General features: G+C 65.9%; 13 protein-coding genes and 1 pseudogene. 11 read left to right on the top strand and 3 right to left on the bottom strand.

Features of this window, described 5'->3' with window-relative positions:
* Nucleotides 1–264: 264 nt before the first annotated feature.
* Entirely contained in the window at nucleotides 265–1,218 is a 954-nt protein-coding gene (locus QZY03_RS13895) for an acetyltransferase (RefSeq protein ID WP_295581978.1), read from the bottom strand.
* A 256-nt stretch (nucleotides 1,219–1,474) separates the two neighbouring features.
* Between QZY03_RS13895 and ndk the strand changes: the two genes are divergently transcribed.
* From ndk to QZY03_RS13840, 11 genes are all read left to right on the top strand, one after another.
* Nucleotides 1,475–1,903 (top strand): nucleoside-diphosphate kinase, encoded by a 429-nt coding sequence (ndk, locus tag QZY03_RS13890; RefSeq protein WP_295581976.1) that lies wholly within the window; start codon nucleotides 1,475–1,477, stop codon nucleotides 1,901–1,903.
* 28 nt (nucleotides 1,904–1,931) lie between these two features.
* Nucleotides 1,932–3,065 carry a 23S rRNA (adenine(2503)-C(2))-methyltransferase RlmN gene (rlmN, locus tag QZY03_RS13885; RefSeq protein ID WP_295581974.1) on the top strand — a complete coding sequence of 378 codons (1,134 nt, stop codon included), beginning with the start codon at nucleotides 1,932–1,934 and terminating at the stop codon, nucleotides 3,063–3,065.
* Nucleotides 3,062–3,826, top strand: a complete 765-nt coding sequence (gene pilW, locus QZY03_RS13880) for a type IV pilus biogenesis/stability protein PilW (RefSeq protein WP_295581972.1) — start codon at nucleotides 3,062–3,064, stop codon at nucleotides 3,824–3,826. The genes rlmN and pilW overlap by 4 nt, the downstream gene beginning before the upstream one ends.
* A gap of 13 nt (nucleotides 3,827–3,839) precedes the next feature.
* Nucleotides 3,840–4,829 (top strand): RodZ domain-containing protein, encoded by a 990-nt coding sequence (locus QZY03_RS13875; protein ID WP_295581970.1) that lies wholly within the window; start codon nucleotides 3,840–3,842, stop codon nucleotides 4,827–4,829.
* A gap of 67 nt (nucleotides 4,830–4,896) precedes the next feature.
* Nucleotides 4,897–6,168: a histidine--tRNA ligase gene (gene hisS / locus QZY03_RS13870; RefSeq protein ID WP_295581969.1), complete on the top strand. Its 1,272-nt coding sequence runs from the start codon at nucleotides 4,897–4,899 to the stop codon at nucleotides 6,166–6,168.
* A 47-nt stretch (nucleotides 6,169–6,215) separates the two neighbouring features.
* Complete coding sequence (locus QZY03_RS13865) at nucleotides 6,216–6,845, top strand: tetratricopeptide repeat protein (protein ID WP_295581967.1); 630 nt, start codon at nucleotides 6,216–6,218, stop codon at nucleotides 6,843–6,845.
* 10 nt (nucleotides 6,846–6,855) lie between these two features.
* Nucleotides 6,856–8,193, top strand: a complete 1,338-nt coding sequence (gene bamB / locus QZY03_RS13860; RefSeq protein WP_295581965.1) for an outer membrane protein assembly factor BamB — start codon at nucleotides 6,856–6,858, stop codon at nucleotides 8,191–8,193.
* 47 nt (nucleotides 8,194–8,240) lie between these two features.
* Nucleotides 8,241–9,647, top strand: a complete 1,407-nt coding sequence (gene der, locus QZY03_RS13855) for a ribosome biogenesis GTPase Der (protein WP_295581963.1) — start codon at nucleotides 8,241–8,243, stop codon at nucleotides 9,645–9,647.
* Nucleotides 9,648–9,808: 161 nt separating this feature from the next.
* Nucleotides 9,809–10,579, top strand: coding sequence for a hypothetical protein (locus QZY03_RS13850; protein WP_295581961.1), 771 nt, complete (start codon nucleotides 9,809–9,811; stop codon nucleotides 10,577–10,579).
* Nucleotides 10,494–11,159, top strand: a complete 666-nt coding sequence (locus QZY03_RS13845; RefSeq protein ID WP_295581960.1) for a bifunctional diguanylate cyclase/phosphodiesterase — start codon at nucleotides 10,494–10,496, stop codon at nucleotides 11,157–11,159. Before QZY03_RS13850 ends, QZY03_RS13845 begins: the two co-directional genes overlap by 86 nt.
* Before the next feature lie 7 nt (nucleotides 11,160–11,166).
* Nucleotides 11,167–11,604 (top strand): coiled-coil domain-containing protein, encoded by a 438-nt coding sequence (locus QZY03_RS13840; RefSeq protein WP_295581958.1) that lies wholly within the window; start codon nucleotides 11,167–11,169, stop codon nucleotides 11,602–11,604.
* A 6-nt stretch (nucleotides 11,605–11,610) separates the two neighbouring features.
* On the opposite strand, the gene xseA is transcribed toward QZY03_RS13840, so the two are convergent.
* Together xseA and QZY03_RS13830 are read right to left on the bottom strand one after the other, a co-directional pair.
* Nucleotides 11,611–13,026, bottom strand: a complete 1,416-nt coding sequence (gene xseA, locus QZY03_RS13835; RefSeq protein WP_363168939.1) for an exodeoxyribonuclease VII large subunit — start codon at nucleotides 13,024–13,026, stop codon at nucleotides 11,611–11,613.
* 111 nt (nucleotides 13,027–13,137) lie between these two features.
* Nucleotides 13,138–13,322 (bottom strand): annotated as a pseudogene (locus QZY03_RS13830) (hypothetical protein); the annotation flags it as partial.

Below are 13,322 nucleotides of genomic sequence, written 5' to 3'. Positions count from 1 at the left end.
TCGGGTGTCGATGTCTGATGATCGTTAGAACAATGACTTAGTGGGTTTCGACCCCAGAGCCTTCGGGATTCGGCGAAGGCGGCGATCAAAGCTGAACGCTTCGGCGCAGGGGAACGCCGGACATCGCGGCACACCACCCATAGGTGTCTTCCTGAGTCAACCGGATAGGCATGTCCCGGGAATCGCCTAAAGCGGTCAGCGTCCCGCTTCGTAAGCCCGGCAGGTTGCCGTGAAACGCCGCGGCCCGCCGGAACCGGTGACCCATCAAAACGCCGCGATGAATCGTTCCACAAAGCGATCATAATCCGCTTCAGGCAACTGATTAATGCCCGCCGCGGCCTTGCGGCCGCCACCGGTCGCGAATTGACGGCAGAGCACGTCAGCACCCTCCGGACGCGTCACCGGCGCCCGCACGCTGACCACAAAACCGCCCTCCGGTAACCGCGTCAGCAGCGCCTGGGCGCACTCCGGCGACGCTTGCGCGAGCTCATTGGCAAGGACGCCGCTGGCACGACGCGCCCAGGGATCGGCGGGGAGAATGTAGAGCCGATGACGCTCGCCCGCCACGGTCGGCACGGTCCCCCGTGCCCGCGCCATATCGTCGGCGTAACCGTCACTCAAGGCGCGGAAGGCGGAGTCTTCATTGATGAAATCCAGCGGATTGGCGTAAGGATGGAGCCGGCGGTAAAGGTCGTCAGGAGCGAAATGCAGGTCGGCAACCTGAGCCCCGTAACCATTGTAATTGATGTAAATCCCGAGCTCACGCAGTTGGGCCAGCGTGGGCGGGGCGAGTTCGAGCGGCAGCGCCGCCCGGTAGGCAGCGGCATCGAAGTTGTCGCCGAAGGTGCCGACGACCGCCCAGGCACGGAAACGTCCGTCGAGAAACTCGTCGACCAGCAGACAGGTACCCTTATCGGGCAGGGTCTCGATGTGGCAGTCGAATCCGGGGTGACTGGGAATCTCGCCGGGGAAATGGTGATCGAAATAGCGCACCCGAACGTCGGCGGCCAGCAGGCGATCGAGTGCCGCACGATTGGTATCGAGTGAGATATCGAGCACCGTCACCCGGTCGCCAGGGCCGGCAGTCACCCGTTCCAGCAGCGCAATCTCACGCTTGACCCCGGTCACCAGGGTGCTGTCGAGCGGCTCGGCGAGCCGCAGTTGCTGGAGGGCACAGATGCCGTCCGCGTCGCCGTTGAAGACATCGAATTCAGTCATAGATCGCCTCTGAGGGATGCTGTTTGGACCGTCCGGGGTTCACCACGCACCGGTTCGCTGCCCCCCCGGAGACGGGACCCCGATCCGCCGGGCAACGCCTGGCATTGCCGGACACTCCCCCTTGCCGTTAAACTTCACGGCTACCCTCAAGCTGGTCCGCCGGGGCGTCGGTCGTCGCCAGGTCGCGTCGCGCCGCTGCGACAGACCGCTATTATCATCCGAGATGCGCACCGCCGCACCCCATCCTGGAGCCTCTATGTCCATCGAACGCACACTCTCGATCATCAAACCCAATGCCGTTGCCAAAGATGCCATCGGCGCCATCCTCGGCCGCTTCGAGGCCGCCGGACTGCGCATCGTCGCCGCCCGGATGCTGCACCTGAGCAAGGAACAGGCGTCCGCGTTTTACGCAATCCATCAAGGCAAACCGTTTTTCGACGAACTCGTGGGGTTCATGACCTCCGGTCCGGTCATGGTCCAAGCCCTGGAGGGCGAGGACGCGGTCGCCAGGAATCGCGAAATCATGGGCGCAACCAACCCGGCCAACGCGGCCCCCGGCACCATCCGCGCCGACTTTGCCGACTCCTTCACGGAGAACGCGGTCCATGGCTCGGACGCCCCGGACACCGCGGCCGTGGAGATCGCGTTCTTTTTCCCGGAAGGCATCTGCCCGCGGACCCGCTGACACCAGCCGGAACCACGCGGTGACACCGATGACCACGCCGATGGATGCCGGTCCTTCCAAACCGAACCTGCTGGACTTGGACGCCGCGGACTGCGCCGCCCTGGTCGCGACACTCGGTTTCAAGCCGTTCCATGGACGCAATTTGTTCAAATGGCTGCATAAGCACGGCGTCCTCGACTACGATGGCATGACCGATCTGCCGAAAGCGCTGCGGACGGCACTCGCGGACGCGGTCAGCATCCAGCTGCCGCGCATCAGCCACACCCAGCCCAGTGCGGACGGCACGGTGAAGTGGGTCCTGGAACTCGCGGACGGCCAACGGGTGGAGGCGGTGCACATTCCCGAGGATGGCCGCAGGACCCTCTGCGTCTCGTCGCAGGTCGGCTGCGCCCTGAACTGCGCCTTCTGCGCGACGGCGCGCCAGGGATTCAACCGCAACCTGCAGGTCGGGGAGATCATCGGCCAGGTCTGGCACGCGGCGCGACAACTCGGAGCGGCGCCGACCAACGTAGTGATGATGGGCATGGGTGAACCGCTCGCCAATTTTGAGGCGGTGGTCAAGGCGATGGCGATCATGCAGGATGACTTGGCCTACATGATCGCCAAGTCGCGGGTGACCCTGAGCACCTCCGGCATTGTCCCCAACATCTACCGGTTGCGCGAGGTCAGCGACGTGTCACTCGCCGTCTCACTGCATGCCCCGAACAATGCACTGCGCGACCAGTTGGTACCAATCAACCGTAAATATCCGCTCGAAGAACTGCTGCCCGCCTGCCGCGCCTATCTGGGCGGCGACAAACGCCGCAAGATCACCTGGGAGTATGTCATGCTCGACGGCATCAATGACAGCCTCCAGCATGCCAGGCAGTTGATCCGGTTGCTGGAAGGAACCCCTTCCAAACTCAACCTGATTCCCTTCAATCCCTTCCCCGGCAGCGGCTACACCACCTCGTCGCCGGACCGGCTGGAAGCCTTTCGGCAGCGCCTGATGGGCTCGGGTCTGCTCACCTTCACGCGCAAGACGCGCGGCGACGCGATTGCCGCCGCCTGCGGACAACTGGTGGGCCGGGTCGAGGACCGCACCCGCAGACAGGCCGCGGTGACTCCTGTCCCCATTGCGCTACCCGCGCTCGGGGCCGGCGTATTCTACGACCACTCATGAGTATGGTTACGATCGCTCGCCTCACCGCCGTGAGCGGAATCTGCCTGAGTCTTGCCGCGTGCGGCTATTTCGCGCCCCGCAAGGCCAACGACTCCATGTCCCTGGACGCCGAGAACAGCCCGGGCGACCTTTATGTAGCGATGGCCGCGGAGTACTACCGGCTCGGACAGATGGACGAGGCGTTACGCCGCGCCGAGCGTGCGATTGGCGAGGACAAGAAAAACCCTCGCGCCTATTTTGTGATCGCCATGATCTATCAGCGGATCGGGGAGACGGCCCGCGCGGAAGAGAACTTCAAGCGGGCATTGGAACTCTCCCCCAAGAATCCGGACATTTTAAATGCATACGGAGCCTTTTTCTGCGCGCAACGTCGTTATCCCGAAGCCCAGCAACAGTTCACCAAAGCGACCGAGAATCCGCTCTATGCCACCCCCTGGATGTCGCTGACCAACGCCGGCACCTGCGCCGGCAGCGCCGGCAATCTCGCCCAGGCCGAGGCCAATTACCGGCGCGCCCTGGCCGCCAACGCAGGCTACGGACCGGCCCTGTTCCAAATGGCCGACCTCGAGTTCAAACGCGGCAATGCCAAGGCCGCCAAGGAATTCCTGGATCGCTACTTTCAGGCCAACGCCCCGGCACCGCAGGTCCTGATCCTGGCGATCAGAGTCGAGCGCAAAATGGGTAATACCAAATCCGCGGCCACCTACGAACAGGTCCTGCGCAAAAGTTTTCCGGACGCCCCCGAAACCAAGGCGCTTTAGGGAGCCGCTGTCGATGAATCCAGCACCAGCCATGAGTACCGATGAGCAGAACGTCGTCGAATTCGCCGAGAGCCCGGGACGCCGTCTGCGCGTCCAACGTCAGGCGCGCGGACTGGAGGTGGAGCGGGTCGCCGCCCAACTCCATCTGCGCGTGCCGATGGTCGAGGCCCTGGAGCAAGACCGCTATCATGACCTTCCCGGCCCGGTCTTCATCGCCGGCTATCTGCGCAATTACGCACGCCTGCTCGGGCTTGACCCGGAGCCACTCATCATGGCCTACCGCACGTCCAATCCGGACCCGGAACCGGTCGCGCTGGGCTTCAAACCTGTTCCGCAACAAATCATCGGCCATGAGATCACCAGCGCGCACGTCCTGATGCGGCTGATCAGTGGCGGGCTGCTGGCCGCCGTGATCGCGATGGTCGTCTTGTGGTGGCAGAACCGGGCCGAATTGGTACCCGCACCAACCGCCGCCGACACGGCTGACCTCCCCTTGGCAGCGACGACGAACCAGAGCGTTGAACGGCCAGCAGCAGGCGTCTCGCTGGAGCCGGCGCCGCGACCTGATCCGACGGCGGATACCACGATGGCGACGGCCGAGTCCGAACCTCTATCCGCATCAGGACAGACCGCGGAACTCGCCCTGCCAACACTGCCCCGCGCGAGCGAACCCGAGCGTCTCGCCCCAACGCTCACCGACACCACCGCGGCGACGGATGCGCCAGGCGCCGCGGCGAGCCCGCCGGCCAAGCCGACCGAAGTCGCCCTGACCTTCATCGGCCCGACCTGGGTCAAGGTCCTCGACGCCTCGGGCACCGCTGTACTCAGCGGCACGATGCGCAAGGGCGACACCCGCGTCCTCACCGGCAAGCCGCCCTACACGTTCAACATCGGCATGGCGCGCGCCGCCCGAGTCACTGTCGGCGCCCGCCCCATCGACCTTGAACGCCACACCAAAGGCGGTCGGGCCAAATTTACGCTCGACCCGACTAACCCCGAATGACCCGGTGGCCGGGGACGCACCCCGCACACCCCATGCGATGAGACCGACACGACATGACGACGACTCTATGACCACGACGATAGCGGCGATTCGCGGGATGCATGACATCCTGCCGGAACGGATCAGTACCTGGCAGCGAATCGAAGACGCGGCCCGGCAAGTCCTTGCCGGTTATGGCTATGCGGAGATTCGGACCCCGCTCGTCGAGGTCACCGACCTGTTCAAACGCTCCATCGGCGAGGTCACCGATATCGTCGAGAAGGAGATGTACAGCTTCACGGACCGTAACGGTGACTCCCTGAGCCTCCGTCCGGAGGGCACAGCGAGCTGTGTACGCTCCGTCATCGAAAACGGCTTGCTGAATCAGCCCCTGCGACTCTGGTACCGCGGTCCCATGTTCCGCCACGAACGCCCTCAGCGCGGTCGCTACCGGCAGTTCCACCAGATCGGCGTTGAGGTCTTCGGCCTCAATGGTCCGGATATCGACCTGGAGGTCATCCTGCTCACGGCCCGACTGTGGCGTACCCTGGGACTGACCGGACTGCGACTGGAGGTCAACAGCCTGGGCGACACCGAGGAGCGCGCGGCCTACCGCGAGGAACTCGTGGAGTATCTGGAGCGCCATCGGACGCACCTCGACGCCGATAGTCAGCGACGCCTCACGACCAATCCATTACGGGTGCTCGACTCCAAGAGCCCCGAGACGCAGGCCATCACCGCCGCCGCGCCGCGCCTCATGGACAGCCTGGGTGAGGCCACGCGCGCTCATTTCGCGGCAATTCTGGCCGGACTGGATGCCGTCGGCATCGCCTATCAGATCAACCCACGCCTGGTGCGCGGACTGGACTATTATAACCGGACCGTCTTTGAGTGGATTACCGACGATCTGGGCGCCCAAGGCACGGTCTGTGCCGGTGGCCGCTATGACGGACTCGTCGCGCAACTGGGCGGGCGCGACACCCCGGCCGTCGGGTTCGCACTCGGGATCGAACGTCTGGTCGAACTCGTGGAGGCCGCGGGCACGGTCGCCGCGCCGCCGCTGGACGCCTACCTGGTCGCGGTCGGCGAGCAGGCGCAGCGTGAGGCACCGGTGCTCGCCGAGCGCCTGCGCGACGCGGCGCCCGGACTGCGACTCATGACCCACTGCGGCGGCGGCAGTTTCAAGAGCCAGTTCAAACGCGCCGACAAGAGCGGGGCACGTTACGCCCTGGTCATCGGCGACACCGAACTGGTGCGTGGCGTGATCGGCATCAAGCCCCTGCGCGAGGAGACCGGACAACGGGAACTGACCCTGGCGGAGGCGGCCGCGTTTCTCACGGCGGCCAGCCCGCTCGCTTAGGAACGGTTCACTGACAATCCAATAATGAGACCCAAAAGGATACGAGCGTGAGTGACTACGAAACCGACGACGAGAAAGTCGAGGCCATCAAAAAGTGGTGGAAGGAAAACGGCATGTCCGTGGTCATCGGGTTAGCCGTCGGCCTCGCGGCAGTCTATGGTTGGCGCGCCTGGACCGACTACCGCAATAGTGTCGGGTCCCAAGCGTCCGCCGCCTTTGAGCAGTTGGCGGCCAGCGCCGAGGCCGGGCAGTTGGACTCCGCCGCCAAACAGGAGGAGATCCTCAGCAGCCGTTTCGGCTCCACCCCCTACCCCAGCTTCGGTGCGCTGGTCATCGCCAAAGCCCGGTATGACCAAGGTGACGCCGCGGGCGCCATGACGACCCTGCAACAGGTGATCGAAAAAGCTCCGGACCCGGCGCTGGCGCGGTTGGCCGCCTTACGGCTCGCGCGAATTCAACTCGCGGAGGGCCAACTGGACGCCGCCGCGGCCACCGTCGCCGCGCATGACAACAGCCCGGCCTTCGTCGGCGATTTCGCCGCCGTGCGCGGCGACATTGCCGCCGCGCGCGGTGATCACGCGGGGGCACGTCGCGAATACGAGCGGGCCATCGCTGCCGGGACCAGCCTGCCCCAGTTGATCCGGCTCAAACTCGACAACCTGCCCGCGGCCGGGTGAGTCACACGCTATGCCCACTCGGCACCTGACCCGCACCCGGACCCTGCTGCGCCTGGCCGGCCGCGCGGCCCGCCACGGCTGCACCGCGCTCCTGATCGTCGGCACCCTCACCGGTTGCAGTTATATTCCCTGGTTCGGCGGCGACAAGGACCCGACCCCCCCCACCAAGCTCAGCAAGATCGTCCCCGAGGTCACGACGCATACCCTGTGGTCGAAGCGTCTGACCAAGGGCAGCGCGGGCCGTCGCCTTTACCTGGTTCCGGCAGTCGGCGGCGGCCGGGTCTACGTGGCGGATTCCCGCGGCCTGGTGGTCGCGGCGGATGCGGACAGCGGGCGCGTCATCTGGGAACGGAAGACCGGCCTCCCCTTCAGTGCCGGACCCGAGCTCGCCGGCGACCAACTGATCCTGGGCACCAGCAGCGGCTTGGCGGTCGCCTTGGCAACTACCGATGGACGCGAACAATGGCGCGCCGTCGCCAGCGGGGAGATCCTCTCGGTACCGCGCCACACCGCCGACGGAAAGGTCATCGTGCACACCCTGGACGACACCGTCATCGCGCTCGACAGCATCAAGGGCACCGAATTGTGGCGCGTCAGTTACCCCGCGCCAATCCTCACCCTGCGCGGCAGCAGCACCCCGACCATCACCCCGAAAGGCGTCATTGCCGGGCTGGCCGGCGGCAAACTGGTCAAACTCGACACCACGGACGGAACACCCCTGTGGGAAGTCACGGTCACCCCACCCAGCGGCCGCTCGGAACTGGCCCGCATCGCCGACATCGATGCCGACCCGATCCTGGTCGGTAATCTGGTCTTCGTTGGCACCTACAACGGCGATCTGGCCGCGGTCGATCAGGAGGGGGGAACCGTCCGGTGGCGCCGTCAGTTGTCCTCTCATGCCGGGATCGCCGCCAACGACTCCCACCTGTTCGTCACCGACTCGCAGGATCAGGTCTGGGGAGCGGACCCGGTCAGCGGTGCCGGGCGCTGGAAACAAGAGCGACTCCACAACCGTCAATTGACCGCGCCCGCGCTGATCGGCAACCTGATCGTGGTGGGCGACATGGAGGGCTGGCTGCACCTCATTGCCCAGTCCGACGGCCGCTTGCTGGGCCGCACCCGGGTCGCCAAAAAGCCGATCACCGCCCGTCCGGTGGTCGCCGGCGGACGCATCTATGTCTACGCCATCGACGGCACCCTGGCGGCACTCACGACCGGCACGGCGCCCGCGAGCAGCAACCGCGGCGCCAACAACCAATCGGCCGCGGCGGCCGATCAGACACCCCCTGACGCGTCGAGCACGGCACCGGTCGCCCCGAGCACCGGACCGCGCGAACAACCCCAATAGATCACCCAATCGCAACCCCAGAAGACACCCTTAGAGGCACACCCGACATGCTGCCCGTCATTACCCTGGTGGGCCGTCCCAATGTCGGCAAATCCACCCTGTTCAACCGGCTGACCCACAGCCGTGACGCCCTGGTCGCCAACTACCCAGGGCTCACCCGTGATCGCCAATACGGCATCGGCCGCATGGGACCCGGCCCTTACGTCGTCGTCGATACCGGCGGCATCAGCAACGACAGCGACGGTGTCGCGTTCCTGATGCAGCGCCAGGTCCAACTCGCCATCGACGAGGCGGACCACGTCCTCTTCCTGGTGGACGCGAAAGACGGCTGCACCACCGGCGACTACGAAATCGGCGAGCGCCTGCGCCGCCTGGGCAAACCCATGACCCTGGTGGTCAACAAGGCCGACCACGCCGACCCCGACGTGCTGGCCGCCGAGTTTCATCTGCTCGGACTGGGCGACCCTGTGCCCACCTCGGCCACCCAGGGACGCGGGGTACGCGGCCTCATGGACGGGGTGTTCGCGCGGCTGGAGGCCGCGGCCCCGCAGCCCGATCCGGACGCGGAGCCCACCGGCGCGGATGAAGGCACCAAGGTCGCCGTGGTCGGCCGCCCGAACGCCGGCAAGTCCACCCTCATCAATCGCCTGTTGGGCGAAGAGCGGCTGGTCACCTGCGATCTGCCCGGCACCACCCGCGACAGCATCTTCATCCCCATGGAGCGCCGCGGCCGCCGCTACACCCTGATCGACACCGCCGGCGTGCGGCGTCGCGGCAAGGTCACGGACGTCATTGAAAAATTCAGCATCATCAAGACGCTTCAGGCAATCGAGGCCTGCCATGTCATCATCCTGGTGCTGGATGGGCATGAAGGGATCGGCGAGCAGGACGCCAACCTGGCCGGTCACATCATCGAAAGCGGCCGGGCGCTGGTGATCGCCATCAACAAGTGGGACGGCCTGGATGCGGAGGCCCGCACGCACATCCGGACCCAATTCGAGCGTAAGCTCGGCTTTCTCGACTTCGCCACCCAGCATCGCATCTCGGCCCTGCACGGCAGCGGTGTCGGGCTCCTGCTCGACGAGGTCGACAAGGCCTATGCCAACGCCATGCGCGACATTCCCACGCCGGCGATGACGCGCCTGCTGGAGGCCGCCGTCCAGGAGCATCAGCCGCCGCTGGTCCACGGCCGCCGCATCAAAATGCGCTATGCCCACCAGGGCGGACGCAACCCGCCGCTCATCATCATCCACGGCAACCAGATGGAGGCGGTGCCGGAGACCTATAAGCGTTATCTCATCAACCGCTTCCGCAAGGAGTTGGATCTGACCGGCACCCCGCTGCGCATCGAATTCAAGGGCGGCGACAACCCCTTCAAGGGCCAGCGCAACAACCTGACCGAACGGCAAATCAAACACCGGGCGCGGCTCAAGGCGTACGTCAGACGCAAATAGCGACAGCATTGCCGGGTTGAGCATGGCCTCCATCGCACGCCAAACCGCGAACCCCTTGGCGAACCACAACGCGACGGGCTATCGTTGTCAGTGACAGACGCGACCCACCCCTGAGGTGATTCAGAGGTGCTCCCGCGTACTGCGCCGCAGGAGACGAATCCATGTTCGAGCGGTTAACGGGTCACGCAGACCCGACTGGTTGGGGTAGCCGCCGGCTGGCAGCGGTCGTCCTGTTTGGGTGGCTGAGCCTGGCCTGGGCCTCAGGCACCGCGGACCCGGCGCTGCGATGGGATGCGCCGGGGGGAATCGATGCCTCGGCCGCCGCCACGCACTGGCTGCGCGCATTGACGCTTGAAGTCAGCGCCGCCAAGACCCGGTGTCCGGATGCCGCGCTGCCGACCCTGGACCCTGATGTTCCATCCAAAGCCTTCCGTGTCGCGATTGCGCCGACGCAGCCCGTAATCTATTCGAAAGATACCCTGGTCGACCACCTGCTGGTGATGGCGACAGATCGCCGCGGTTGCCCCTGGCACGCCACCTCCGGGCGTAGCCGACCCTTCCAAGAGCGCTGGTTGCTGAGTCCGCTGGTGAACATTCATCTGCCGGCAGGAATGCCGCCGCAAGAGGCAACAGTCGTGATCCAGGATCGAAAAACGATCCGCCCCTGGATACGCGACAGCCCCGAGCCGGACTTCGTCCGCGACACGATGCGCTTGTGGGTCCTGCTCGGCATCTATACCGGGGTCCTCACGGTGCTGTTGTTTGTCGGCTTGGGCCTGCGGCGCTCCTACCCGAGCCCGGTGACGGACGCCTATTGCTTTTCCGCTGGGGAATCTGGTCGATTCCGTGTGCTGGCTGATCGCGCTGTTGGTGCGGTTGCGCACCGAGCGCGCCCAGGCTCAGGAACAGCTGGTTTACGACGCCACCCATGATGCCCTGACCGGTCTGCCCAACCGGGTCGCCCTCAGCACCCGTATGGCGTCCGATCTCACCGGCAAGCGGATCGCGCTGACGTTCAAAGTCTTCTTCCAGCCAATCGTGGCGCTGGCGGACCGGCGGGCGGTCGGCATGGAGGCACTGATCCGCTGGCAGCAGCCGCAACAGGGGTGGCTGCCGCCGGCGGACTTCATCCCGGTGGCTGAGGAAACCGGACTGATCATCCCGATCGGTGCCTGGGTCCTGGAACACACCGCCCGACAGATTCAGGAATGGAAGCTCGAGGGGCGTTGGCGTCCGGGCTTTTATGTCAGCGTCAACCTGTCCGGCCACCAGTTGCTGGACGGCGAGCTGCTCGCCCAGATCGACAGCGTCATCGCGCGCTGTGGTCTGCTCGCCGGGGAGTTACGGCTGGAACTGACCGAAACGGCCGTCATCACCAACATCGACGCCGCCAGCAGCGTACTGCCCGCCCTGCGCGAACGGCACATTCCCTTATACATGGACGACTTCGGCACCGGTTATTCGTCGTTAGGCTACTCCGTCACTTGCGCACGCGTTCAAATGCTCCCATAGTTGCACAATGACATCCGTTGTTGCCCTTTACGACGCACTCACCACGGCTCCCGACGAGCGCACCCGCGCCCGACTGATCGCCGAGGCGTTCGAGCGCCTGGAAGAGCGGTATCCGCACCTGGCGGACCTGGCCACCAAGGGCCATCTGCGCGAAACCGAGTTACGCCTGCAAAAGGAGATCGAGCTGGTGCGAGCCGATCTGGAGACCAAGGTCGAGTTGGTGCGGGCCGGGCTGGAAACCAAGATCGAGCAGGTCCGCGCCGACCTGCGCGCGACCGAACTGCGTCTGCAGAAGGAGATTCAAGAGGTGCGGGCCGAACTCAAACTCGATATCGAGCGGGTGCGCAGCGAGGTGGTACGGACCAAGATCGACCTCCTGAAATGGATCGTTCCACTGATGTTCGCCCAGGTCGCGGCCATCGCGGCCTTGGTCAAACTCCTCTGAGTGCGGCTAGGCGTCAACGGGGTCGTCCCCGCGCGTGTCGACCAGCCGATTCCGCACCGCAGGGCGCGCGGGCACCTCGGCAGCCGGCTCCGGCGCTTCCACCCGCGCGTGCAGCGTGCCCGCCGCCAATCGCGCCGCGATCCGGGTGCCGGGCGGTGCCTGATCCGGATCACGCAGGATGGCCCCGTCCGGCAGCCGGGTGACGATGGCATAGCCGCGCGCCAGGGTGGCCAGCGGACTGCGGGCATCCAGGCCGGTGATCGCCCGACCCAAACGCTCCTGCCGCGTAGCCAAAGCGCGCGACTGCACCCAGTGCAGGCGGCGCATCAGGTCATTCAGGCCCGCGGCGGCACGATCCAACCGGCGCTCGGGTGAGGCCGCCAGCAAGGCGATCCGCCGCGGTTCCAACCGCGACCAGGCGGCACCCAGGCGGCGGCTGATGGTCTCGGCCAGCCGCCGCTCCAACTCGTCCAGCCGCTGCGCCCGACGTTCCAGACGCGCGGCCGGGTGCAGCAGAGCCAACTGGCGCAGCACCGCCGCCAAACGCTGGTTGGCGCCATCGAGCACGCGGCCTTCCAGATGCAGCAGACGCGCCTGCAGGGCGGCGACCCGCTGGGCGAGATGCACGGCCGCAGGCGCCACCAACTCGGCCGCCGCCGAGGGCGTCGCGCCGCGCCGGTCCGCGGCCAGATCGGCGATGGTCACATCGATCTCATGCCCGACGCCGGTCACCACCGGAATCGCGGAGGCGCGGATCGCGCGGGCCAGGGCTTCATCATTGAAAGCGGCCAGATCCTCGATCGACCCGCCGCCGCGGGCAAGGATCAGCACGTCGCACTCGGCCCGCCGGTTGGCGGCGGCCAGCGCCTGGATCAGCGTCGCAGCCGCTCCGGCACCCTGGACCTGGGCCGGGTAGATCAACACCGACAGCGCCGGACAGCGCCGCCCGAGCACCGTTAGCAGATCGTGCACCGCCGCGCCGGAGGGCGAGGTGATGAGCCCCACCTGACGCGGGAAGGCCGGCAGCGGGCGCTTGACCGCCTCGGCAAAGAGCCCCTCGGCGGCCAGCCGACGCTTGAGCCGCTCCAGTTCCAGCCGCAAGGCGCCCTCCCCGCCCGGCTCCAGGTGCTCCACCACGAGTTGAAAGTCGCCGCGCGGCTCGTAGAGCGTCACCCGCACCCGCGCCAGCACCTGCTGGCCGTTCTCAGGCCGGAAACCGAGCAACAGACGCTTGGCGCGGAACATGGCGCAGCGCACCTGGCTGGCCTCATCTTTGAGACTGAAATAGATATGACCCGAGGCCGGTTGGGCGAGGTTTGACATCTCGCCGCGGACCCACAGCAGCGGAAAACTGCCGTCGAGCACCGCTCGCACCTCGCTGGTCAGGCGCGAGATGCTGTAGATGTCGCGGGTGAAGTCCAACACTGTGCCGAGTGTAGGCTCCGGCAGTTGCTTGAGATGCTCGTACACTAGTTCCGCAGTCGTCATGGTTTACACTCCGGATCAATCCAGAATCACTACATCCAGGCTTCGTCAGGTGTCACTGACGGCCTGCCGGGTAGCCGGCGAGGGCGACACAGCAGTTCCAAATTTGAGGGTCTCCTGCGGCCCATGGTGGATGCGGCGCGCACAATCGATGTGCTGAATCCCGAACATCGTGCGGCGCACCTTATCCACCCTACAAAATCGCCGGTTTTGTAGGGTGGATAAGCGTAGCG

The sequence above is a fragment of the uncultured Lamprocystis sp. genome (assembly GCF_903933125.1).
GTDB lineage: Bacteria > Pseudomonadota > Gammaproteobacteria > Chromatiales > Chromatiaceae > Thiodictyon.
The sequence above is the reverse complement of the archived record's forward strand: the minus strand, read 5'-3'. Positions and strand labels throughout refer to the sequence as shown.

Excerpts from the sequence above, each read along its gene's own strand:
- der (WP_295581963.1), top strand. The coding sequence starts at position 8,241 with ATGCTGCCCGTCATTACCCTGGTGGGCCGTCCCAATGTCGGCAAATCC.
- QZY03_RS13895 (WP_295581978.1), bottom strand. The coding sequence starts at position 1,218 with ATGACTGAATTCGATGTCTTCAACGGCGACGCGGACGGCATCTGTGCC.
- QZY03_RS13850 (WP_295581961.1), top strand. The coding sequence starts at position 9,809 with ATGTTCGAGCGGTTAACGGGTCACGCAGACCCGACTGGTTGGGGTAGC.
- pilW (WP_295581972.1), top strand. The coding sequence starts at position 3,062 with ATGAGTATGGTTACGATCGCTCGCCTCACCGCCGTGAGCGGAATCTGC.
- bamB (WP_295581965.1), top strand. The coding sequence starts at position 6,856 with ATGCCCACTCGGCACCTGACCCGCACCCGGACCCTGCTGCGCCTGGCC.
- QZY03_RS13840 (WP_295581958.1), top strand. The coding sequence starts at position 11,167 with ATGACATCCGTTGTTGCCCTTTACGACGCACTCACCACGGCTCCCGAC.
- hisS (WP_295581969.1), top strand. The coding sequence starts at position 4,897 with ATGACCACGACGATAGCGGCGATTCGCGGGATGCATGACATCCTGCCG.
- rlmN (WP_295581974.1), top strand. The coding sequence starts at position 1,932 with ATGACCACGCCGATGGATGCCGGTCCTTCCAAACCGAACCTGCTGGAC.
- QZY03_RS13875 (WP_295581970.1), top strand. The coding sequence starts at position 3,840 with ATGAATCCAGCACCAGCCATGAGTACCGATGAGCAGAACGTCGTCGAA.
- ndk (WP_295581976.1), top strand. The coding sequence starts at position 1,475 with ATGTCCATCGAACGCACACTCTCGATCATCAAACCCAATGCCGTTGCC.